Source organism: Kitasatospora sp. NPDC017646 (assembly GCF_044329365.1).
GTDB lineage: Bacteria > Actinomycetota > Actinomycetes > Streptomycetales > Streptomycetaceae > Kitasatospora.
Window position 1 is genome coordinate 60,741 of the sequence record NZ_JBIRJC010000010.1, and the last position, 22,099, is coordinate 82,839.

The window sequence follows — 22,099 nt, forward strand, 5'->3', positions numbered from 1 at the left end:
GGGCGCCCCCCCCCGCCGGCGGGGGCGCCCTGGCCCCCCCCCCCTCCGGCCCCGGTTCGTCCCCTCACCGGGCCGGGCCCCCCCCCCCCCCGGGGGCCCCCCCGCTTCCGGCGTACGGACGACGCTGCTGCTCGTACTGTGCGTCCAGCGGCTCGTCAACGTCCTCGTCGGCGGTGCCGCGCTGCTGATCGGCCCGCGCCGCACCGACACCTCCGGGCTGCTGCGACTGCGCCCGGTCCAGGTGGTCGGCGCCGGGCTCGCCGTCGCGGGCACGCTGCTGCCCGCCGCGGCGTGACCGCCCTCCGCTACCCCTGCCCGGTGGGCGTCCAGCGCTTCTCGACGCCCGCCAGCTTCCAGTAGGCGATGGCGATCGCCCACACCACCACGAACAGCCCCGCGATCGCGTAGCCGACGTTGTCCAGCGAGATGTCCGCGATGAACCCGGTCACCGGGTCGGTCAGGTCGAGCTTCTCGTGCAGCACGCCGACCAGCTCGATGGTGCCGATGACGAAGGCCACCGCGATCGACAGCCCGGTGATGGTCAGGTTGTAGTACACCTTGCGCACCGGGTTGGAGAACGCCCACTGGTACGCGAAGTTCATGAACGTCCCGTCCAGGGTGTCGAACAGGCTCATCCCGGCCGCGAACAGCAGCGGCAGGCAGAGGATCGCGTACCAGGGCAGCCCGGCCGCCGCGCCCGAACCCGCCATCACCATCAGCGTCACCTCGGTCGCGGTGTCGAAGCCCAGGCCCAGCACCATCCCGACCGGGAACATCTGCCCGGGCCGGGTGATCGAGCGGGTCGCCCGGTTCAGGATCCGGGCCATGAAGCCGCGCGAGTCGAGGTGCTCCTCCAGCTCCGCCTCGTCGTACTGCCCGGCGCGCATCGAGCGGAACACCTTGAGGATGCCGAGCAGCGCCGCCAGGTTGAGCGCGCCGATCAGGTAGAGGAAGGCGCCGGAGGCCGTGGTGCCGACCACCCCGAGCCACTTGTGGGTGGCCGAGTCGTCGTCCATCAGCGTGTTCGCCAGCTGGGCGCCGCCCGCCACCAGGGCGGCCATCACGACCACCATCGAGGAGTGGCCGAGGGCGAACCAGAAGCCCACCGAGACCGGTCGCTTGCCGTCCGCCATCAGCTTGCGGGTGGTGTTGTCGATCACGGCTATGTGGTCGGCGTCGAAGGCGTGCCGCATGCCCAGGGTGTACGCGGTGATGCCGAGACCGACCCCGAACACCTGGGTGCCGACGGCGTAGTTCTGCGGGGCGACCAGGAAGACGAGCGTCCCGAACGCCACCACGTGCATGGCCAGGATCACCCCCATCAGCCCGGCGGTACGGAGGGTGTCCTCGCGCTTCCAGCGGAAGGCGGGCAGGACGGAGGGGGCCGCCTCGACGGGCGTGGCGGTTTCGGGCAGGGTCATATCGGGATCACGCTCCAGCACCTCGTGGAATGACTTCGTGAGATGCCGTGGCCGGTCTCCTGGCTTACGGGGCTTCCGAACCCGCCTTCCCAGGCGCACGAGGCGCCCAGTGGCACGTGGGTCCGGACAACTCTCCCCCGATCACAGTGGCGAGGGCCGCTCCGGACTGGGACCCGTTGATGGTCCGTCACCGGTCTTCCCGAGCACCACGGCGGGGAACACCGTAGGGGCAGGACCTCACCCTCGCAAGGTTGCGCACCCGTGCAGGTGTCCAGGATCACAGGTGGTGAGCTGCCAGAATGTCCGCATGCATCTCGTACCGGCCGACCGCGCGGGCCACCGCACCATCGACGGACACCGGGTCTGCGAAGCCATCGCCGCCATCGGTGACACCGACCACGTCCGCTCCTGGGCCGAGCGGTTCTCCCTGCTCGCCGACCCCGGACGGCTCGCCCTGCTGCTCGCCCTCCACCGGGCCGGCCCGCTCGCCGTCAGCGACCTGGCGGTGGCCACCGGCATGCGCGACCCCGCCGTCTCCCAGGCCCTGCGGCTGCTCCGCACCGCGGGCGTGGTCAGCGGTGACAAGGACGGACGCGTGGTGCGCTACCGGCTCGTGGACGACGGCATGCGCCCCCTCCTCGACGAGTGCGCCGCCGCCGACCACGAGGAGCCGACCGCGGCCGCGGGCTGACCGACACTCGGGGCCGGCGGACTTCCGCTGAACGGACGCCACGACCCGGCGGATGAGTACGATCACGATGTGCCGTCCCACCCCCACGTCTGGCCCGCCGACCGCTGGAACACCCGCCCGGTCAAGGCTCGCGTGCTGGCGGTCGCCCGCACCCTCACCTCGGCGACCCGGGTCCTGGACGTCCTCACCCTGCTGCACCCGGACGGCATCGAGCGGTACTTCACGGTCAACCCCGGCTCCGCGTTCGCCGACCGCGCCCTGGACGACTTCCTCCACGGCCTGCCCGGCTACACCGTGCTGGACTGGGAGGACGCCGTCCGACGCCGCTTCGACCTGGCGGTCGCCTGCGCCGTCCACGCCTCCATGCACCGCCTGGACGCCCACCTCGTCGTGCTGCCGCACGGCGCCGGCTACAACCGCCTGGTCACCGAGTCCACCGGCGACACGGTCAGCGCCGCCGGCCTCTCCCGCCACGAACTCACCCACCGCGGAAGGGTGTTCGTCGACGTCCTCGGCCTCTCCCACCCCGAACAGCTGGACCGGCTGCGGTTCTCCTGCCCCGAGGCACTGGACGTCGCCCGGGTCGTCGGCGACCCCTGCTTCGACCGGATCCTGCGCAGCGAACGCTCCCGCGACGGCTACCGCGCCGCGCTCGGAGCCGTCGACGGCCGTCGGCTCGTCGTCGTCAACTCCACCTGGAGCGAGCACTCGTTATTCGGCCGCCACCCCGACCTGCCGCAACGCCTGGTCCGCCGCCTGCCAGCCGACGAGTACACGGTGGCCGTCGTGCTCCACCCCAACGTGTGGAGCCGCCACGACCCCGAAGCCCTGCTCGACGACGCCCGCCGGATGGGCCTGCGGCTCATCCCGCCCCACCAGGGCTGGCAGGCCGCGCTCGTCGCCGCCGACTGCCTGATCGGCGACCACGGCTCGGTCTCCGTCTACGGCGCCGCCCTGGAACGCCGCACCCTGCTCGTCGCCACCGGCGCCGCCGAACTCGATCCGCGCTCCCCCAGCTACGCCTTCGGCCAGAACGCACCCGCGCTCGACCCCGACGGCGACCTCGCCGCCCAACTCGAACTCGCCCTCGCCCGGGACCGGACCGACCTGAGCGACCTCACCGACCGCTCGCTCGCCCACCGCGGCGAATCCGCCCGGGTGCTGCGTCCGCTGCTCTACTCCTTCCTCGACGGCCTGGACGAACCCGCCGACGAACCGGTCCTTCCGCCCTACCCCAGGCCCGCGCCCCACCCGACCGGTGACGGGCCCACCGCGTACGACGTCGAGGGCAAGAGCGAGGGCACCGAGGTCAGCCTGCGGCGCTACCCCTTCCACCCCGACGACCACACCCCGCGCGGCTTCCACGCCCTCACCGACGACCACCCAGGCGACGCCCTGCGCTACACCGCCGAGGTCCTCGCCCGCACCGAGGCGCACGCCGAACGCCCCGCCGTCCGCTGGCTCGCCGACACCGCGCTCGAACTGCCCGGCCTCGCCGTCGCGGTGGCCGCCCTCGGCCCGGCCCGCCACCTGCTCCGGCTGCACGGCGGCCTGCTCCTGGAAGCCCGCGCCGAACGGGACTTCGGCTGCCCCGACCCCAGCCTCGACCCCCTGCTGCTCGGCTCCGCCGTGGCCAGCTGGCTCGCCGACGGCGGCGACCCGGTCGGCCTGCCCCACCACGGCCTCACCGTCCGCACCGGCGAGCACCGCACCCGGGTCTCCTTCACCGCGGGGCCCTAACCCTCCAACTCCGCCAGCCGCGACCGACTGCGCTCGGCCAGCTCGGCGTCGTCCAGCTGCTCGGCGAGGGCGACCAGCAGGGTGTGCGCCTGGGCCTCCTTGGCGTACTGCTTGCGGGCCCTGGCCCGCTCGACGCAGGTACCGGCGTGCTCGACCGCGAGGGCGAGCTGCCCGAGCGCCCGGTGGCCCCGGGCCCGGACCAGCGGCAGCTTCATCAGCATGTCGTGGTCCTCGGTGGCCACGGCCAGCGCGGTCGCCCCGCTCAGCACGGCCAGCGCGTCGTCCGGGCGGCCGTCGGCGATCAGCGCCTGTGCCAGGTTGTAGCTCTGCACGATCTCGCCGTGGGCGTCGCCCTCGTTGGCCTCCCGGGCCAGCGTGAACTTCTCGACCGCGTCCCCCGGGCGGCCGTCGGCCAGGCACAGCAGGCCGTCCGTCTCGTACAGCACGCCCACCACCTGGCGGTTGGACACGAGCGGCACCTGCTCCGCGGCGAGCGCCAAGTGCTCGACGGCCGAGGGGAATTCCTCCCGCTCGTAGTGGGCCCGCGCCAGCTGGTTGTGCATCCGGACCACCGCGTCCGGGTTGTTGGCCCACCGGGCCGACTCGATCCCGGCCTCGTGGGTGGCGATCCAGTCCGCGTACAGCTTCCGGCCGTGGTAGAGCGGCCACAGCGACTCGCACAGCCGCCACACCTCCTCGTGCCACTGCCGCTCGGCCGCCGCCTCCACCACCGCGCGCAGGTTGGCCCGTTCGGCGTGGAGCCACTCCAGAGCGGCCGCCCCGGAGGGGAACCCGGGCAGGCCCTCACCGCTCGGCTCCTGCAGGCGCAGTCGTGGGCCCATCGCCCGGTCCGCCAGCGACGCCCTGCCCCGGTAGTACGCCACCACCCGCGCCAACAGCCCGCTCCGGCCGGGCAGTTCCCGCGCGCAGGCGTAGGCGTGGGTCCGCACCACGTCATGGGCCTGGAAGCGCTCACCCGGCCCCTGGTCGACGACCACGTCCAGCAGGTGCACGGCGCACAGCTCGTCCAGGGCCTCCTCCGCCCGCTCGACGCCCGCCGCCTCGGCCAGTTCGGCCGACACGAAGGGCCCCGGATGCACGCCGACCAGCTGGTAGAGCGACCGGCCCTGCGGCGAGAGCCGCTCGTACACCGGGTCGTAGGTCTCGTGGAGGTTCCCCTCCTCGTTGTTCAGGATGGCCAACCTGCCCTCCTGGTGGGACAGTTCCGCCACCACCTGGCCGACGGACAGGCGCCCGCGGCCCAGCAGCTGGCTCCCGACGGCGTTCAGCGCGAGCGGCAGTCCCTGGCACCGCTCCACCAGCGCCGCCACCTCCAGGTCGGTGCCGCGCCCGGCGCTCAGCCAGCCCCGGACGAGTGCCGCGCCGGCCGCCGCGCTCAGCCGGTCCAGTTGCAGCACCTCGGCACCGTCCATCCGCAGCGCGTCCAAGCGCCGCCTGCCCGCCGCCACCACCAGCCCGCTGGACGGCAGCAGGGCACGGACCTCGGCGGCGTGCTCGACGTTGTCCAGGAAGACCAGGCAGCGCCGGTCCGCGGTGACGGTGCGGAACTCCCCGAACCGCTCCGCCTCGACGTCCGGAGGCCGGACCCCGAGGGCGCGCAGGAAGCCCTCCAGCACCCCGGCGAGGTCCACCGCGGACCGGTGCCGGTAGGCCTTGAGGTCGGCGTACAGCACACCGCCAGGGAAGTGCGCCGCCTGCTCGGCGGCGAACTTCGCCACCAGCTCGGTCTTGCCGACGCCGCCCAGGCCGGTGAACACGACGATCGCCGGCCCTCCCCGGTCGGACCGGGCCAACGCGTCGGTGAGCGCCGCGAGTTCGTGCTCACGGTTGACGAAGCTCGCCCGGGGCGGACGCACCTGGTGCGGGCTCGGGCGCTTCGGTGGCAGGTGGACCGTGACGTTCCGCCCCTGGACCACGTGCCCGTGCACCGTGCCCGACACGCTGTTGGACACCTCGTAGCCGTCCACCCGTCCGCTCCCTCCGACCGGCCCGGGCCCCAGCCTACGGCGTGCGGCACCCCCCGGTGCCGAATCCGCCTCAGGCCGCCTGGCAGGTCGGGCACCAGAACAGGTTGCGCGCCGCGTGCTCCTCCGTCCGCACCTCGGTGCCGCAGACCAGGCAGGGCATCGCGGCGCGGCGGTAGACGTACACCTCGCCGCCGTGGTCGTCCACCCGGGGCGGGCGGCCCATCGCCTCGGGGGTGTGCTCGGGACGGACGGTGTCGATCCGGCCGGCGGCGACGCCCTCCTGCATCAGGGCGACCAGATCGGCCCAGATCGCGTCCCACTCCCGGCGGGTGAGGTCGCGGCCGGCCCGGTGCGGGTTGACGTGGTGGCGGAACAGCACCTCGGCGCGGTAGACGTTGCCCACCCCGGCCAGCACCTTCTGGTCCATCAGCAGCGCGGCGACGGTCGTCCGGCTGCCGGATATCCGGCGCCAGGCGGCCTCCGGGTCGGCGTCGGTGCGCAGCGGGTCGGGGCCGAGGCGGGCGGCGACGGCGGCCTTCTCGGCGTCGGTGACCAGGGCGCAGGTGTTGGGACCGCGCAGGTCGGCGTAGCCGTCGTCGTTGGCCAGCCGCAGCCGGACCAGGCCGACGGGCTCGGGCGCGGGGCCGGTGCCGAAGCTGAAGCCGCCGTAGAGGCCGAGGTGGATGTGCACCCAGGCACCCTCCTCGAAGCCGAGGAAGAGGTGCTTGCCGGTGGCCTCCGCGCCCGTGAGCAGCTGCCCGTCGATCGTCCTGGCCTCGTCGGCGAAGCGGCCCTGCGGGCTGGAGACCTGCACCGGTCGGCCGCCGAAGGCCTCGCGGCTCTGGCCGGCGAGGCGGTGGATGATGTGGCCTTCCGGCACGGGTGTCAGCTCCCCGGGTGGTTCTGGCGGGACCGGTCCATCATCGCAGCCGCCACCGACACGTCGGTGGCACCCCGGATCCGCCGGGGTGGGCAGGTCAGCGGACCGGCATCCCCATCAGCCGGGCCAGGATGACGCGGTCCAGCTCGGCGGCCGTACCCGCGACGTCCAGGTAGGAGTTGTCGATGATCGGCAGCCCGGAGTTGTACCAGCCGGCCATCCGCCCGTGGATGCGTGCCACCTCCTCGTCGCCGAGCCGCCGGGTGCCGCTGCGGCGGGCGTTGCGGCGCAGCACCGAGTCCAGGCTGGGCAGCAGCACGACCGGGATCATGCCGGGGCCGATGTGCCGCTTCCAGCCGCCGAGGCCGATCGCCGGGCGGTCCGGGAAGACGGCGTCGTCGATGATGCAGGAGATGCCGTTGGCCAGGTAGTTGCGGCAGGCGAAGCCGCAGGTGCGGCGGGCCAGCCGGTACTGGGCCTCGGAGGCGTTGTTCCAGCCGGACTGCGGGTTGGCGAAGCCGGACTGCACCCACTCCCGGACGTCGTCCAGGCTGATGTGCGCGGTCGGGGTTGCCCGGCGCTCGGCCCAGTGGCGGGCGACGGTGGTCTTGCCCGCCCCGGCCGGACCGATCAGCAGGACGGCGATCGGCCCGGCGGGCGCGTGCCGCTGCGGCGGGTGGGCGGGGAGCTGGACGGGCGTGCCGGCGGGCAGCACGAAGTGCCCGGTGCCGCCGGCCGGTACGGGCGCACCGGGCGGCGGCGCGGCGGCCGGAGGCCGGGCGGGCGCAGGTGCGGGTGCGGGTGCGGGCGCAGGCGCCGGAGCCGCGGCGGGCACCGGGGCAGCGGGCGCAGGCGCCGGAGCCGCGGCGGGCACCGGGGCAGCGGGCGCCGGAGCCGCGGCCGGCACCGGCCCCGGGGCGGGTACGGGAGCAGCCGCGGGCCGAACCGTCGGTGGCGGCGGAGAGGGTGGCGGAACCGGCGCCCCCGACGGGGACACCCCCGTGCCGCCCCCCGGCGGCACCGGCGGAGCGGCGGGACGCGGCGGGACCTGCCCACCTCCGGCGTACTGCGTCACGGCACCTCCTCCCGACACCTCTCAGCGGGGACACTACACGGCGGCCCGGCGGCGGGCACAGTCCGCCGCCGGGCCACTGACCAGCAGTCAGCGCGAGGAGAGCTGCTCCGCCAGCGCCCGGAGCGCCAGCTCGTACGACCCGATCCCGAAGCCCGCGATGGTCCCGGAGGCCACCGCGGCGATCACCGAGGTGTGCCGGAAGGTCTCCCGCGCGTACGGGTTGGAGATGTGCACCTCGATCAGCGGCGCGGTGCGCTGCGCCGCGGCGTCCCGCATCGCGTACGAGTAGTGGGTGAACGCACCCGGGTTGATCACCACGGGCACCTTCCCGTCGGCCGCCTCGTGCAGCCACTCCACCATCTGCTGCTCGGAGTTGGTCTCGTGCACCTCGACCTCGAAGCCGAACTCCTCGCCGAGCGCGGTGCAGCGCTCGACCAGCCCGGCGTACGAGGTGGCGCCGTAGACGTCCGGCTCCCGGCTGCCCAGCCGGCCGAGGTTGGGGCCGTTGAGCACCATCACCCGGGTCACGCGGAGACCTCCGCGTAGGCGGCGACCAGCAGGGACGGGTCCGGGCCCTCCAGCACGGAGGTCTTGCCGAGGCCGTCGAGGACGATGAAGCGGATCAGGTCGCCGCGCGACTTCTTGTCGATCTTCATCGCGTCCAGCAACTTCGGCCAGGCGTCCGCCCGGTAGGTCAGCGGCAGGCCGACCGAGGCCAGCACGGTGCGGTGCCGGTCGGCCGTCTCGTCGTCCAACCGCCCGGCCAGGCGGCCGAGTTCGGCCGCGAAGACCATGCCGATGGAGATCGCCGCGCCGTGCCGCCACTTGTAGCGCTCGTTGCGCTCGATGGCGTGGCCCAGGGTGTGGCCGTAGTTGAGGATCTCGCGCCGGCCCGACTCCCTGAGGTCCCCGGAGACGACGTCGGCCTTGACCTGGATGGCCCGGCGGATCAGCTCGACGGTGTGCGGTCCGGCGGGCGACTTGGCGCCCTCCGGGTCGGCCTCGATCAGGTCGAGGATGGCCGGGTCGGCGATGAAGCCGCACTTGATGACCTCGGCGAGGCCGGAGACGTAGTCGTGCCTGGGCACGGTCTCCAGGGTGCCGAGGTCGGCCAGCACGCCCACCGGCGGGTGGAAGGCGCCGACCATGTTCTTGCCCTCGGCGATGTTGATGCCGGTCTTGCCGCCGACGGCCGCGTCGACCATGCCGAGCAGCGTGGTGGGCATGGAGATCCAGCGCACCCCGCGCAGCCAGGTGGCCGCGACGAAGCCGGCCAGGTCGGTGGTGGCACCGCCGCCGAGACCGACCACGACGTCGCTGCGGGTGAACCCGGTCTGCCCGAGCACCGACCAGCAGTACGCGGCGACCTCGGCGCTCTTCGCCTCCTCGGCGTTGGGCACCTGGAGCGCGATCGCCTCGTACCCCTCGCCGGCCAGGTCCTCGCGGATGGCGTCGGCGGTGGCGGCCAGCGCCTCCGGGTGGATGATCGCGACCCGCTTGGCCCGCGTCCCGATCAGCGGCGCCAGCTCGCCGAGCAGCTGGTGCCCGATCAGCACGTCGTACGGGTCGTGGCCGGCGCTGCCGCCGACGTGAATCCTGACGGTGGTGTCAGTCATGGGGGGTCTTCAGCTCCAGTGCTTCCAGTACGGCGTCCGCGACCTGCTCGGGGGTGCGGTCGGCGGTGTCGACGACGGCGGTGGCCACCTCCAGGTAGAGGGGGCGGCGGGCCTCCATCAGCTCGCGCCAGCGGGCCCGCGGGTTGACGGCCAGCAGCGGACGCGGGGCGTCCAGGCCGACCCGCTTGACCGCGTCGCCGAGCGGGACCTCCAGGAAGACCACCGGCAGCTCGCGCAGCAGCTCACGGGTGGCCTCGGCCATCACCGCGCCGCCGCCGAGCGCCAGCACTCCGCCGTGCCCCTCGGCGGCCACGCGCACGGCGCGGACCTCCAGCTCGCGGAAGTGCGGCTCGCCCTCGTCGATGAAGATCTCCGGGATGGGCTTGCCCGCCAGCGCCTCGATGTCGGCGTCTGTGTCCCGGAAGCCGACGCCCAGGCGTTCGGCCAGGGCCCGCCCGACGGTGGACTTGCCACTGCCGGGCGGCCCGACCAGCACCACGACGGGCGTCATCATCGGATGATCAGGTTGTCGAGGTAGCCCTGCACGTTGCGACGGGTCTCGGAGACGTTGTCGCCACCGAACTTCTCGCTCACCGCGTCGGCCAGCACCAGCGCGACCATCGCCTCGGCGACGATGCCGGCGGCCGGCACCGCACACACGTCCGAGCGCTGGTGGTGCGCCTTGGCCGGCTCGCCGGTGCGCACGTCCAGGGTCTGGAGCGCCCGCGGCACGGTGGCGATCGGCTTCATCGCGGCGCGCACCCGCAGCACCTCGCCGGTGGTCAGGCCGCCCTCGGTGCCGCCGGAGCGGCCGGAGGTGCGTTTGACACCCTCGGGGGTCGGGACGATCTCGTCGTGCGCCTTCGAGCCCGGCACCCGGGCCAGCTCGAAGCCGTCGCCGACCTCGACGCCCTTGATCGCCTGGATGCCCATCAGCGCGGCGGCCAGGCGGGCGTCCAGCCTGCGGTCCCAGTGCACGTGCGAGCCGAGGCCCACCGGCACGCCGTACGCGAGCACCTCGACCACGCCGCCGAGGGTGTCGCCGTCCTTGTGGGCCTGGTCGATCTCGGCGACCATCGCCTTCGAGGCGTCCGCGTCCAGGCAGCGCACGGGGTCGGCGTCCAGCCGGGCCTCGTCCGAGGGCAGCGGCACCACACCGGCCGGCGCCTTGGCGGCGGCCAGCTCGACCACGTGGCTCACGATCTCGATGCCGGCCACCTCCTTGAGGTACGCGCGGGCGACGGCGCCCAGCGCGACCCGGGCGGCCGTCTCCCGGGCGCTGGCGCGCTCCAGGATCGGCCTGGCCTCGTCGATCGAGTACTTCTGCATGCCGGCCAGGTCGGCGTGGCCGGGCCGGGGGCGGGTCAGTGCCTCGTTGCGGGCCAGGCCCGCCAGCACCTCGGGGTCGACCGGGTCGGCCGACATGACCTGCTCCCACTTCGGCCACTCGGTGTTGCCGACCATGATCGCGACCGGGCTGCCCATGGTCAGGCCGTGCCGCACGCCCCCGAGGAAGGTCACCTCGTCCTGCTCGAACTTCATCCGCGCCCCGCGGCCGTAACCGAGCCGGCGGCGCGCCAGCGCGTCGGCCACCACGTCGGTGGTGACCGGTACGCCGGCGGGCAGGCCTTCCAGCGTCGCGACGAGTGCGGGGCCGTGCGACTCCCCCGCCGTCAGCCAGCGCAACGTACCCAACGGAGCTCCTTCATCAGCGGACCGGCCCACGGCACCGCCGCGGCCCGCCCGAGCGTGCCTTCTGTCCGAATCCTTTCACGACCCGGCGGCACCCGGGGGCACAGTCCGCGTGACGGACGGCAACCGGTCATCCAACGAAACGATCTAGCCGCGGCCCGTCCGCCCGGAAGGTCACCAGCGGTCGGCGAGGGCCTTCTCCCCCGCCTCGCGCATCGCCGCCAGCGGCCCGGGCCCGCGCCCGGTGAAGGCCTCGCTCTGCAGCACCGCCTGGTGCACCAGCAGGTCCAGGCCGCCCAGGACGGTCGACCCGCGCTCGGCGCAGGCGGCGGCCAGCGCCGTCGGCCACGGGTGGTACAGCACGTCGAACAGCGCGCCCGGGGCCGTCGGCAGCGCGTCGGCGAAGGAGTCGGTCGCCCCGACCGGCGTGGTGGAGACGGTCAGCGGCCGCTCCAGCGCCTCGGCACCGCGCTCCCAGTCGGCGGTGCGCACCGCGACGCCGAGCCGCTCGCCCAGCTCGGCCATCTCCCGGGCCCGCCCGGCGCTGCGCACGTAGACCGTCACCTCGCCGGTGCAGACCTGGGCGAGCGCCGCCAGCGCCGAGGAGGCGGTCGCCCCGGCCCCCAGGACGGCGGCGGCGGACACCTCGGTGATGCCGCGCTCGCGCAGCGCGTTGACCAGGCCGGGGACGTCGGTGTTGTCGCCGGTGCGCCGCCCGTCGGCCGTGAACACCACCGTGTTCACCGCGTCCACCGAGCGGGCCGTCGCGCTGACCTCGTCCAGCAGCGGGATGACGGCCCGCTTCAGCGGCATGGTCAGCGACAGCCCCGCCCACTCGGCCTCGTCCAGCCCGGCGAGGAAGCCGGGCAGGCCGGCCTCGTCGACCTCGAAGCGGTCGTAGCGCCAGCCGTCCAGCCCGAGCGCCGCGAAGGCGGCCCGGTGCAGGTCCGGCGAGAGCGAGTGGGCGATCGGCGAGCCGAGGACGGCCGCCCGGTGCTTGCTGGTCAACGCTGCCTCTCCGTGAACGACGTTGCGATGACGGCTACTTGCTGGTGCAGTGCAGGCCGACCTTGTCGAAGCCCTGGCCCGCCGCCTTGCAGTACGCCTCGACGTTGGCCGCGTGCTCCTTGTCCGTCTCGGCGAACAGGGTGTTGGTCGGGGACATCGCGATGAAGTACAGCCACTTGCCGTCCGCCGGGTTGAGCACCGCGTTGAGCGCCTCGTCGCCGGGGTTGGAGATCGGCGTCGGCGGCAGGCCCGGGTTGATGTAGGTGTTGTACTTGTTGGACCCGTCGTTGATGTCCTTCGACGTGAGTTCCTTGCGGCCCAGCGAGTACTGCAGCGTGGTGTCCATGCCGAGGGTGTGGTGCACGGTGTCGCTCGCCAGACGGTTCTGGATGGTCCTGGCCATCTTGGCGAAGTCGCCCGGGTTGTTGCCCTCGCGCTGCAGGATGCTCGCCTCGATGACCACCTCGTAGCCGTTCTTGAGGCCCGCCTTGGAAGCCTGGCCGTCCAGGTTCGCGTACTTGTCGGCGGCGTTCTTCACCATCTGCTTGAGCAGGTCCTCGGGCTTCATGCCGTCGGCGATGTTGTAGCGGGTCGGCCAGAGGAAGCCCTCGATGTTGCCGTTCGCGTACGCGGGCAGGCCGAGGCCGTTGACCTGGGCCTTGGCGACCCCCGCCGTGGTGCCCTTCTGGAGCTTCAGCTTGTCGTCGATCTTGGCGTAGATCTCGGAGGAGTTCATGCCCTCCGGGAACACGATCGCCGCGCCGCCCGCCTGGTCGAGCAGCTCCTTGAGCGCGGCCGTGGCGGGCATCTCCTTCTTCAGCGCGTAGAAGCCCGGCTGGATGGTGCCGCACTTGGGCTCGGCGTCGCACGCCTTGGTGAACGCGTCGACGCTCTTGACCACGCCGGCGTTCTTCAGTGCGAGGCCGATCTGGCCGCCGACCGCGCCCGGCTTGACCTCGACCTGGACGGAGCCGGTGCCGTCACCGGTGAAGTCCGGCGGCGGGCCGAAGTTCTTCTGGTAGAAGCCGTAGCCCCACCAGCCGGCGCCGCCCAGCAGGCCGACCAGCACCAGCGCCACCACCAGGCAGGCGCCGCCGTTGCGGCGGCCCGCCTTCTTGCCCTTCTCCTTGCGCTTCTTCTGCGCCTCGCGGGACTCGTCCTGCTCGCCGAGGAAGCCGACCTCCTCGGCCTCGGCGTGCTCCTCGACATAGCCCTCGTCGCCGTGCGGCTCGTCCTCGTGGTGGCCGTCCCACTCCTCGGCCTCTGGCTCGTGCGCCCCGCCGACCGGGTCGGCGCCGGACTCCAGCGCGGCGGCCTCGGCCTCCCAGTCGATCCCGTCCGGTCCCGGACCGGAAACGGACTCGGGGGCCTGGGCCTGCTGCGGCACGGGATGCGCCTGGGCCTGCTGCGGCACGCCCTGCTGCTGCATCGGCATCTGCTGCTGCGGATAGCCCTGGGGCATCCCCTGCGGCATCGGCATCTGCTGCTGGGCGTAGCCCTGCTGCGGCATTCCCTGCTGCGGCATTCCCTGGGGCACGCCCTGCTGCTGGTAGCCCTGCTCGAAACCGTGTTGTGGCATCTGCTGCTGCGGGTACTGCTGCTGGTACCCCTGCGGGTACCCGTCCTGCGACATGCCCTGGGGCATCTGCTGCATCTGCTGCTGCGCGTACCCCTGCTGCACGTCCTGGTACGGCTGCTGGATCTGTTGGCCGTGCTGCCCCTGCTGCGGGTACTGCTGCCACTGGCCGTCCTGCTGGCCGGGGACCGGCTGCCGGCCGCCGTACCCGGGATCACCGGGGTGCCACGGCTGCTCGCCCTGGGGGCCGTAGCCCCGACCCAGATCGGTCATTGATCCCCTTAACCGACGGTGACGACCGGAGGATCGGACCGGCCGTCCGGGACGACGCCGTCCCGGCTGATTCTCGAACCGGCGTGCTAGCGCAGCGCCTGGGAGGAGACGTTACCGTACCGCAGCCGTACCCCCGCCCGGGCGAACGAACTGTCAGTGACCGACCTCACGCCCGGCACACGGGGCCGTCACGGCGTGGCCGTGCCCGGCGTCGAGGCCGTGGCGGCGGCCGGACCGGGGGCCGGACCGGGGGCCGGGGCGCTCGGCGCGGCCGCCCGGGCGGCGTTGAACTCCGCCACGTTGCGCTGGTGCACGTCGAAGCTGTCGGTGAACCGCGTGTCGCCCGGCTTCACGGTCACGAAGTACAGCCAGTCGCCGGGCGTCGGGTCCAGCGCCGCCATGATCGCCTGCCGCCCCGGGTTAGAGATCGGTGACGGCGGCAGCCCCGGGTGCAGGTAGGTGTTGTACGGGGAGTCCAGCTTGGTGTCGGTGACGGTGGTGTTCAGGGTCGAGCGGCCGAGCGCGTAGTTGATGGTGGAGTCCAGCTGCAACGGCATCCCCTTGGCCAGCCGGTTGTAGATGACCCGGGCCACCTTGCCCATGTCCTCGGTGTTGTCGGCCTCGCCCTGGACCATGCTGGCGACGGTGACCAGCCCGTACAGGCTCTGTCCGAGGTTCTGCGCGACGACGTTGGCGTCGTCCCGGCTGTACTCCTTGCCGGCCCGGTCGACCATCTGCTTCAGCAGGTCCAGCGGGGTGGTCCCGTCGGTGACGGCGTAGGTGGCGGGGAACAGGTAGCCCTCGGGGCTGCCGTTGGTGAAGTCCGGCAGGCCGAGCTCGGCGCCCTGCTCCTTGGCGGCCTTCTGGGTGGTGCCCTCGGGGAGGTTCAGCTTCTTGTCGATCGCCGCGTAGATCTGGTTGCCGCGCCAACCCTCGGGGATGGTGAGGCCGTTGGCGTTGGCCGGGTCGATCAGGACGGACAGCGCGGCCGCCGCCGACATCCTCCGCTTGAGCGTGTACGTCCCGGGCTGGATCCGCCCGGCTGCCGCCGCGCTGCCCTTCGCCGCCCGGGTGAAGGCGAGCGAGCTGGCCACCACCCCGTTGCGGACCAGCGCGGAGGCGATCTGGGACAGGCCCGCGCCCTCGGGCACCGAGACCTGGACGGTGCCGTCGCCCTGCCCCGCGTAGTCGGCGGCCGCCGGAGGTCTGCGCTGCCGCTGGAACCAGGTGTAGCCGGTGAGCCCGATCCCTCCGAAGACCGCGATCAGCGCGAAGGCGGTGAGCGCGCAGGCCAGTCCGTTACGCCGTCGGTGCGGATCCGGCGCATCGGGGCGCGGCCGGGGCGCGGCCGGCGGACGGCCCTCCGGCTCCAGTACCGGTGCACCGAGGTGGCCCGGCGTGAGCCCCGGGTGGAAGTCCTGGTCGGTCATGGCTCGCGGCCCCCTCGGCGGTCCCGGATCGCTGCGAATCGCTCCGATCGGTTTCGTATCGATCCAGATCGATACGAAACGGACACGGAACGGAACAAAAAAGGGTCCGTGCGGACGCGTCCGCACGGACCCCTCAACGGGACGTTAGAGCAGGCCGGTCAGCCGACCGCCTCGACGCTCTCACCGGGTGGGCGTCCGCTCACCCGTTCGGACTCAAGGGCGGTCTGCAGGATCACCACCGCGGCGGCCTGGTCGACCACCGAGCGGCCCTTCTTCGCCTTGACCCCCGAGGCGCGCAGCCCGTGGGTCGCGGTGACGGTCGACATCCGCTCGTCCACCAGCCGCACCGGCACCGGGTAGAGCCGGTTGGCCAGCCGGGCCGCGTACGCCCGGACCTTCTCCGCCGCCGGGCCCTCCTTGCCGCTGAGCGAGCGCGGCAGCCCGACGATCACCTCGATCGCGTCGTACTCCTCCACGATCGCGGCGATCCTGGCCTGCGACTTCACCCCGGCCGGGACGGTCTCCACCGGTGTGGCGAGCACCCCGTCGGGGTCGCAGGACGCGACCCCGATCCGGGCGTCGCCGACGTCGACGGCGATCCGCCGTCCACGCCGGAAGGGCTTCGGCTCCGCTTCGAGCATCAGGAGGCGCGCTCCGCGACCAGGCCGCGCACCGCGGCGATGGCCTCGCCGACCGCGGCCGGGTTGGTGCCGCCGCCCTGGGCGACGTCGTCCTTGCCGCCACCGCCGCCGCCGAGGGTCTTGGCCGCGGTGCGGACCAGCTCGCCGGCCTTGATGCCACGGCCGCGGGCGTCCTCGTTGGTGGCGATCACGGTCAGCGGGCGGTCGTTGGCCACGGTGAAGGCGGCGACCACGGCCGGGCGCGAGCCCAGGCGGCCGCGCACGTCCAGGACCAGCTTGCGCAGCTCGTCCGCGCCCACGCCGTCGGCGACCTGCGCGGCGACCACGGCGATGCCGTGCACGTCCTCGGCCGAGTCGGCCAGGCCCGCCGCGGCGGCCAGCACCTTCTCGGCGCGGAAGCGCTCGATCTCCTTCTCGGCGTCCTTGAGCTTGGCGAGCATGCCCGAGATCTTCTCCGGCAGCTCCTCCGGGCGGCCCTTGACCAGCTCGGTGAGCTGAGAGACCACGGTGTGCTCGCGGGCCAGGAACTTGTACGCGTCGACGCCGACCAGCGCCTCCACACGGCGCACGCCGGAGCCGATGGAAGACTCGCCGAGCAGCTTCACCAGGCCCAGCTGGGCGGTGTTGCCGACGTGGGTGCCACCGCACAGCTCCTTGGAGAAGTCGCCGATGGAGACGACCCGCACCTCGTCGCCGTACTTCTCGCCGAACATCGCGATGGCGCCGGCCTTGCGGGCCTGATCCATCGTCATGACCTCGGCGGTGACGTCGAGTTCGCGGCCCAACACGTCGTTGATCTTCTGCTCGACGTCCACCAGCACGCTGCCCGGAACGGCGGCGGGCGAGCCGAAGTCGAAGCGGAAGCGGCCCGGGGCGTTCTCGGAACCGGCCTGGGCGGCCGTCGGGCCGAGCGCGTCGCGCAGCGCCTGGTGGGTCAGGTGGGTGGCCGAGTGGGCACGGGCGATCGCCCGGCGGCGCTCGGTGTCGATCGTGGCGTACGCCGAGGCGCCGAGCACGACCTCGCCGAACAGCACCCCGCCGGAGTGCACGACGACGCCCGGGACGGGCTGCTGCACGTCGCGGATCTCCACCACCGCGCCGGACTCCAGCCGGATCCGGCCGTGGTCGGCGAGCTGGCCGCCGCCCTCGGCGTAGAACGGGGTGCGGTCGAGGATGATCTCGACCTCGTCGCCCTCGGAGGCGGCCGGCGACGGCACGCCGTCCACCAGCAGGCCGACCACGGTGGCCTCGCCCTCGGTCAGGGAGTAGCCGGTGAAGACGCTCGCGCCGGACTTGTCGGCGACCTCGCGGTACGCGGCGACGTCGGCGTGGCCCATCTTCTTGGCCTTGGCGTCCGCCTTGGCGCGGTCCCGCTGCTCCTGCATCAGGCGGCGGAAGCCGGCCTCGTCCACCTGGAGGCCCTGCTCCTCGGCCATCTCCAGGGTGAGGTCGATCGGGAAGCCGTAGGTGTCGTGCAGCTTGAACGCCTGCTCGCCGGAGAGCACCACGCCGCCGGCCTGCTTGGTCTCGGTGACCGCGACGTCCAGCAGGTTGGTGCCGGCCTTCAGGGTCTGCAGGAAGGCCGCCTCCTCGCCGATGACGACCGTCTCGATGCGCTTGCGGTCGCTCTCCAGCTCGGGGTACTGCGGGGCCATCGCCTTGATCGCGACGTCGATGAGTTCCTTGGCCACCGGCTCGGTGGCGCCCAGCAGCCGCATGTTGCGGATCGCGCGGCGCAGGATGCGGCGCAGCACGTAGCCGCGGCCCTCGTTGCCGGGGGTGACGCCGTCGCCGACCAGCATCAGCGCGGTGCGGATGTGGTCGGTGACCACGCGCAGCGAGACGTCCGACTTGTGGTCGGCGCCGTAGGTGTGGCCGGTGAGCTCGGCGGCGCGGTCGAGGATCATCCGGCTGGTGTCGATCTCGAAGAGGTTGTCGACGCCCTGGAGGATGGCGGCGAGGCGCTCCAGGCCGAGGCCGGTGTCGATGTTCTTGCTCGGCAGGTCACCGAGGATCTCGAAGCCGTCCTTGCCGTCCCCGTGGCCGCGCTCGTACTGCATGAAGACCAGGTTCCAGATCTCCAGGTAGCGCTCGCCGTTGACCGCCGGGCCGCCCTCCTCGCCGTACGCGGGGCCGCGGTCGTAGTTGATCTCGGAGCACGGGCCGCACGGGCCGGGCACGCCCATCGACCAGAAGTTGTCCTTCATGCCCAGGCGTTGGATGCGCTCGGAGGGCACGCCGATGACGTCGCGCCAGATCTGCTCGGCCTCGTCGTCGTCCTTGTAGACGGTGATCCAGAGCTTCTCCTTCTCCAGGCCGTAGCCACCCTCCGCGACGGGAGTGGTGAGCAGCTCCCAGGCGAACTTGATGGCTCCTTCCTTGAAGTAGTCACCGAAGGAGAAGTTGCCGCACATCTGGAAGAAGGAGCCGTGCCGGGTGGTCTTCCCGACCTCCTCGATGTCCAGGGTGCGCACGCACTTCTGGACGCTGGTGGCGCGCGAGAACTGCGGCTTGACCTCGCCCAGGAAGTAGGGCTTGAACGGCACCATGCCGGCGTTGACGAGCAGCAGGGTGGGGTCGTCGGCGACCAGGGACGCCGACGGAACGACGGTGTGGCCGCGCTCCTCGAAGAAGCGCAGCCAGCGGCGGCGGATCTCAGCCGACTCCATTAGTGGTCCTTCCGGTTCGTTCCGCCCCGCGGCAGGGCTCGGCGGGGCGTTTCTTCCATGGTCTGTGGGGTGGTGCGGGCACTGCCGTCGGGCAGGGCGCGGGCGGGGGGCAGGGCGCGGGCGGGGGGCAGGGCGGCGGCCGGACGACCGGGCGCCGCCGAGATAGCTCGGTACTGCGGCTCGCCGCGCAGGACCCGGCGGGTGCTCCGGGGCTCCGCGACGGCGGTGCCGTGCAGTCCGAGGTCGTCCTTCAGCTGCTCCTCGCGCTCGGCCATGCCGGAGCGCACGTCCTGGGCGAACTGCTTGGCGAGGTCGCCCAGGTGCAGCGCACCGCGCGCGGCGGTGCCGGAGAGGCTGTCCGGGGTGAGCCGCTGCACCGCGTCGTTGGCCTTGTTCATGGCCCACACGGCGGCGCCGGCGCCGACCGCCATCCAGAAGATGCGTGCCATGCCGTCAGCCCCTCACCGCTCGCCGGACCCGGGAGAGCAGGCCTCCCCTGGGCGCGGTCGCGGCGCGCACCTCGGCCCGGATCAGCCGGGCCAGCTCGTCGCGCTCGCCGGCCTGCAGCGGCACGTTCGGCAGTGCGCCCTGCTGCTTGGCGACGGCCTTGCGGACGCCGTAGCTGAAGGCGGCGACCTTCATCAGCGGTCCGCCCAGCGTGGCGGCGGCGGTGGAGGACAGCGCCTTGGCGTTGGCGGCGGCGTCCTGCACGTTGGCGGTGATCTCGTCCACCCGGTCCAGCTGTTCGTTGGCGCTGCGCACGGCGGCGCCCGCCTCGGTCAACAGGGGCACGGCCTGTTCGGTGACGGCGGAGACCAGGACGGTGGCCTCCTTCAGCACCCGGGAGAGTCGGACCAGCACCACCGCGAGCAGGGTGACCAGGACCGCCCAGAACACGGCGACGAGCAATCCGGCCAGCTCTCCCACGGACACTTCTGCGCGCTCCCTCGCCTTGCCGGTTTCCAACCGAACCCTATCGCGCCCACGCCCGGTTTCCGGACCGGGTCACGGCCGTGGCCTCGTCCGGGTGTGCGAACCGCGCGCGTAACCTACCGGCCGGTCACCTCGTTCTGCCAGGCGGGCCGTCGGCCGTACGGCCCGACGCACGTCCGGACCGCCGCGGTCCGGGCTCGGAACGACGGGGAGCAGCGCTTGGCCGGCGACTGGACAGCACAGCCCGAGGCGTGGCCGCCCGAGCCGGGGCCCGGCGGACTGCCGGCCGAGGTGACCGGCTTCGTCGGACGGCAGCGGGAACTGGCCGAGCTGGCGGGACTGCTCGCCGGCGCCCGGCTGGTGACGGTGACCGGGCCGGGCGGGGTGGGCAAGAGCCGGCTCGCGCTGCGCGCGGCGGCCCGGGCGGCCGGGGCCTTCCCGGACGGCACCTGGCTGGTGGACGTGGCCCCGGTGCAGGACCCGCTGCTGCTCGGCCACGCCGTCCTGGAGGCGCTGGGGTTGACCGACGGCACCGCCCGGCCGCCGCTGGACGTGCTGGGCGAGCACCTGGCGGGGCGCCGCCTGCTGCTGGTGCTGGACGGCTGCGAGCACCTGGTGGAGGTCTGCGCCGAGCTGACCGACGCGCTGCTGCGCGCGCTGCCCGGCCTGCGGGTGCTGGCCACCAGCCGCGCCGCCCTGCGGGCCTCGGGCGAGCACCTGCTGACGCTGGCCCCGATGGCGGTCGGACCGCTGCCGACCCAGCGGGTGGGGCCGGGCCCGTTGCCGGACGCCGTCCGGCTGTTCGCCGACCGGGCCAGGGCCGTCCTGCCGTCCTTCGAGGTGACCGAGGCGAACGCGGAGGCGGTGGGCCTGCTCTGTTGCCGCCTGGACGGCATCCCGCTGGCCGTGGAGCTGGCCGCCGGGCGGCTGCGGGCGCTGTCGGTGGAGCAGATCACGGCCCGGCTGGACGACCGCTTCCGGCTGCTCACCGGCGGGCCCCGGACGGCCCTGCCGAGGCACCAGACGCTGCGCACCACGATCGGCTGGAGCCATGAGCTGTGCACAGTGCAGGAACGTTTACTCTGGGCCCGTCTGTCGGTCTTCGCCGGCAGCTTCGACCTGGAGGCCGCCGAGTACGTCTGCGCCGGCGAGGGCATCGAGCCCGAGGACGTGCTCGACCTGCTCGACGAACTCGTCGCCAAGTCCGTGGTGCTGCGCGAGGAGGGCGACCTCGGCGTCCGCTTCCGGCTGCTGGACACCCTGCGCGAGTACGGCGGCCACTGGCTGCGCGCCGCCGGCGAGGAGCCACGGTTGCTGCGCCGCCACCGGGACTGGTACCTGGGCGTCGCCACCTGGGGCGAGGTCGAGTGGTTCGGCCCCCGGCAGCCCGAGACCGCCGAACGCACCCGGCTCGCCCACACCAACCTCCGCGCCGCGCTGGAGTTCTGCCTCGCCGAACCCGGCGAGGAGCAGATCGCCCTGCTGCTGGCAGGCACCCTCTGGTTCTACTGGGTCGGCTGCGGCCACCTCGGTGAGGGCCGGCACTGGCTGGAGCGCGCGCTCGCCCTGGACCGCGAGCCCACCGAGGCCCGGGCCAAGGCCCTGTGGGTGACCGGCTACCTCGCCACCCTCCAGGGCGACCTCGGCAGCGCCCGGCCCGCCCTGGAGGAGTGCCGCCGCCAGGCCCTGGACACCGGCGACGCCCGGGCCCTCGCCTACGCCGTCCACCGCCAGGGCTGCGCCGCCCTGATCGGGGACGACCCGGAGCGCGCCGCCGAGCTGTTCGAGGAGGCGCTCTGGCACTACCGGACCATCGGCGAGCTCAACAGCAACGTGGTGATGGCCATGATCGAACTGGGCCTCGCCCACCTGTTCCAGCACGACCTGGACAGCGGCGAGCTGTGGTTCGGGCAGGCCCGGAAGGTGTGCGAGGAGCACGGCGAGCAGTGGGCGTACGCCTACGTGCTGTACGCGACGGCGTACTCGCACTTCCTGGGCGGCGCGGTCCAGCCGGCCCGCGCCCTGGCCCGCGAGTGCGTCCGGCTGAACCACCGCTTCCACGACCTGCTCGGCATCGTGCTGGGCATCGACCTGCTGGCGCTGCTGGAGACCGAGCCGGCCGGGCCGGGCGAGGCGGCCGACCTGCGCGAGGCCCGGGTGCTCCAGGGCGCCGCGCACCGGATCTGGCGCGCGGTCGGCAGTCCCTTCCTGGGCTCGCGCTCCTTCTTCGGCACCCACCGGCAGTGCGCCGAACGGACCCGGGCCGGGCTCACCGAGCGGGAGTACGAGGACTGCTACCGGGCGGGCGGCCGGCTGGACCTGGACGCCGCCGTCTGCCGGGCGCTCGGCGACGGGGGCCCGTCGGACGGGCCGGATCCCGGCCCCGGCCCCTGCTCGGTGCCGCCCGCGCCGGCTCCGGCACCGGCGCGGAATAGCTGAAGCTTGCGCATTGCTTGAGCAGGCAAG

The 22,099-nt window shown here is 73.3% G+C and carries 18 protein-coding genes and 1 riboswitch; of the genes, 3 read left to right on the top strand and 15 right to left on the bottom strand.

All coding sequences use genetic code 11. The features are described 5' to 3' along the window. Window positions 1-305 precede the first annotated feature (305 nt). The gene (locus tag ACH4J0_RS17800; protein ID WP_396241067.1) at window positions 306-1,421 is read right to left on the bottom strand and encodes a HoxN/HupN/NixA family nickel/cobalt transporter; all 1,116 of its coding nucleotides are present in this window, start codon (window positions 1,419-1,421) and stop codon (window positions 306-308) included. 31 nt (window positions 1,422-1,452) lie between these two features. Beyond that, window positions 1,453-1,647: riboswitch (cobalamin riboswitch) on the bottom strand. Window positions 1,648-1,728: 81 nt separating this feature from the next. Here ACH4J0_RS17800 and ACH4J0_RS17805 point away from each other — a divergent pair. Next, window positions 1,729-2,112, top strand: a complete 384-nt coding sequence (locus ACH4J0_RS17805; protein WP_396241069.1) for an ArsR/SmtB family transcription factor — start codon at window positions 1,729-1,731, stop codon at window positions 2,110-2,112. Between the two features lie 69 nt (window positions 2,113-2,181). Beyond that, window positions 2,182-3,852 carry a hypothetical protein gene (locus tag ACH4J0_RS17810; RefSeq protein ID WP_396241071.1) on the top strand — a complete coding sequence of 557 codons (1,671 nt, stop codon included), beginning with the start codon at window positions 2,182-2,184 and terminating at the stop codon, window positions 3,850-3,852. Here ACH4J0_RS17810 and ACH4J0_RS17815 read toward each other — a convergent pair. The 14 genes from ACH4J0_RS17815 to ACH4J0_RS17880 all read right to left on the bottom strand — a co-directional run bounded on the left by ACH4J0_RS17815 (window position 3,849) and on the right by ACH4J0_RS17880 (window position 19,633). Beyond that, window positions 3,849-5,840: an AAA family ATPase gene (locus tag ACH4J0_RS17815; protein ID WP_396241073.1), complete on the bottom strand. Its 1,992-nt coding sequence runs from the start codon at window positions 5,838-5,840 to the stop codon at window positions 3,849-3,851. The two genes, ACH4J0_RS17810 and ACH4J0_RS17815, sit on opposite strands and share 4 nt — an antisense overlap. A 70-nt stretch (window positions 5,841-5,910) precedes the next feature. Beyond that, window positions 5,911-6,720, bottom strand: coding sequence for an Fpg/Nei family DNA glycosylase (locus tag ACH4J0_RS17820; protein ID WP_396241075.1), 810 nt, complete (start codon window positions 6,718-6,720; stop codon window positions 5,911-5,913). A gap of 97 nt (window positions 6,721-6,817) precedes the next feature. Beyond that, window positions 6,818-7,741: an AAA family ATPase gene (locus ACH4J0_RS17825; protein WP_396241408.1), complete on the bottom strand. Its 924-nt coding sequence runs from the start codon at window positions 7,739-7,741 to the stop codon at window positions 6,818-6,820. Window positions 7,742-7,882: 141 nt separating this feature from the next. Beyond that, on the bottom strand, window positions 7,883-8,311 hold the full coding sequence (aroQ, locus tag ACH4J0_RS17830; RefSeq protein WP_396241410.1) for a type II 3-dehydroquinate dehydratase: 429 nt from the start codon (window positions 8,309-8,311) through the stop codon (window positions 7,883-7,885). An 8-nt stretch (window positions 8,312-8,319) separates the two neighbouring features. Continuing rightward, on the bottom strand, window positions 8,320-9,411 hold the full coding sequence (gene aroB, locus ACH4J0_RS17835; protein ID WP_396241077.1) for a 3-dehydroquinate synthase: 1,092 nt from the start codon (window positions 9,409-9,411) through the stop codon (window positions 8,320-8,322). Then, window positions 9,404-9,925, bottom strand: coding sequence for a shikimate kinase (locus tag ACH4J0_RS17840; RefSeq protein WP_396241079.1), 522 nt, complete (start codon window positions 9,923-9,925; stop codon window positions 9,404-9,406). Before ACH4J0_RS17840 ends, aroB begins: the two co-directional genes overlap by 8 nt. Continuing rightward, entirely contained in the window at window positions 9,922-11,106 is a 1,185-nt protein-coding gene (gene aroC / locus ACH4J0_RS17845; RefSeq protein ID WP_396241081.1) for a chorismate synthase, read from the bottom strand. The genes ACH4J0_RS17840 and aroC overlap by 4 nt, the downstream gene beginning before the upstream one ends. Window positions 11,107-11,277: 171 nt before the next feature. Next, window positions 11,278-12,111: a shikimate dehydrogenase gene (locus tag ACH4J0_RS17850; RefSeq protein WP_396241083.1), complete on the bottom strand. Its 834-nt coding sequence runs from the start codon at window positions 12,109-12,111 to the stop codon at window positions 11,278-11,280. A 34-nt stretch (window positions 12,112-12,145) separates the two neighbouring features. Beyond that, window positions 12,146-13,960, bottom strand: coding sequence for an endolytic transglycosylase MltG (gene mltG, locus ACH4J0_RS17855; RefSeq protein WP_396241085.1), 1,815 nt, complete (start codon window positions 13,958-13,960; stop codon window positions 12,146-12,148). A gap of 188 nt (window positions 13,961-14,148) precedes the next feature. Next, the gene (gene mltG, locus ACH4J0_RS17860) at window positions 14,149-15,390 is read right to left on the bottom strand and encodes an endolytic transglycosylase MltG (RefSeq protein ID WP_396241087.1); all 1,242 of its coding nucleotides are present in this window, start codon (window positions 15,388-15,390) and stop codon (window positions 14,149-14,151) included. Window positions 15,391-15,548: 158 nt separating this feature from the next. Continuing rightward, window positions 15,549-16,031, bottom strand: a complete 483-nt coding sequence (gene ruvX, locus ACH4J0_RS17865; RefSeq protein WP_396241089.1) for a Holliday junction resolvase RuvX — start codon at window positions 16,029-16,031, stop codon at window positions 15,549-15,551. Then, on the bottom strand, window positions 16,031-18,700 hold the full coding sequence (alaS, locus tag ACH4J0_RS17870) for an alanine--tRNA ligase (protein ID WP_396241091.1): 2,670 nt from the start codon (window positions 18,698-18,700) through the stop codon (window positions 16,031-16,033). The genes ruvX and alaS overlap by 1 nt, the downstream gene beginning before the upstream one ends. Next, a complete protein-coding gene (locus ACH4J0_RS17875; RefSeq protein WP_396241093.1) occupies window positions 18,700-19,149 on the bottom strand; it encodes a DUF6167 family protein in 450 nt (149 codons plus the stop codon). The genes alaS and ACH4J0_RS17875 overlap by 1 nt, the downstream gene beginning before the upstream one ends. A 4-nt stretch (window positions 19,150-19,153) precedes the next feature. After that, entirely contained in the window at window positions 19,154-19,633 is a 480-nt protein-coding gene (locus tag ACH4J0_RS17880; protein ID WP_396241095.1) for a DUF948 domain-containing protein, read from the bottom strand. Between the two features lie 219 nt (window positions 19,634-19,852). Between ACH4J0_RS17880 and ACH4J0_RS17885 the strand changes: the two genes are divergently transcribed. After that, window positions 19,853-22,072, top strand: a complete 2,220-nt coding sequence (locus ACH4J0_RS17885) for an ATP-binding protein (protein WP_396241097.1) — start codon at window positions 19,853-19,855, stop codon at window positions 22,070-22,072. The last annotated feature ends 27 nt before the right edge of the window (window positions 22,073-22,099 follow it).

Excerpts from the sequence above, each read along its gene's own strand:
- mltG (WP_396241087.1), bottom strand. The coding sequence starts at position 15,390 with ATGACCGACCAGGACTTCCACCCGGGGCTCACGCCGGGCCACCTCGGT.
- aroB (WP_396241077.1), bottom strand. The coding sequence starts at position 9,411 with ATGACTGACACCACCGTCAGGATTCACGTCGGCGGCAGCGCCGGCCAC.
- ruvX (WP_396241089.1), bottom strand. The coding sequence starts at position 16,031 with ATGCTCGAAGCGGAGCCGAAGCCCTTCCGGCGTGGACGGCGGATCGCC.
- alaS (WP_396241091.1), bottom strand. The coding sequence starts at position 18,700 with ATGGAGTCGGCTGAGATCCGCCGCCGCTGGCTGCGCTTCTTCGAGGAG.
- mltG (WP_396241085.1), bottom strand. The coding sequence starts at position 13,960 with ATGACCGATCTGGGTCGGGGCTACGGCCCCCAGGGCGAGCAGCCGTGG.
- ACH4J0_RS17840 (WP_396241079.1), bottom strand. The coding sequence starts at position 9,925 with ATGATGACGCCCGTCGTGGTGCTGGTCGGGCCGCCCGGCAGTGGCAAG.
- aroQ (WP_396241410.1), bottom strand. The coding sequence starts at position 8,311 with ATGGTGCTCAACGGCCCCAACCTCGGCCGGCTGGGCAGCCGGGAGCCG.
- ACH4J0_RS17800 (WP_396241067.1), bottom strand. The coding sequence starts at position 1,421 with ATGACCCTGCCCGAAACCGCCACGCCCGTCGAGGCGGCCCCCTCCGTC.
- ACH4J0_RS17875 (WP_396241093.1), bottom strand. The coding sequence starts at position 19,149 with ATGGCACGCATCTTCTGGATGGCGGTCGGCGCCGGCGCCGCCGTGTGG.
- ACH4J0_RS17805 (WP_396241069.1), top strand. The coding sequence starts at position 1,729 with ATGCATCTCGTACCGGCCGACCGCGCGGGCCACCGCACCATCGACGGA.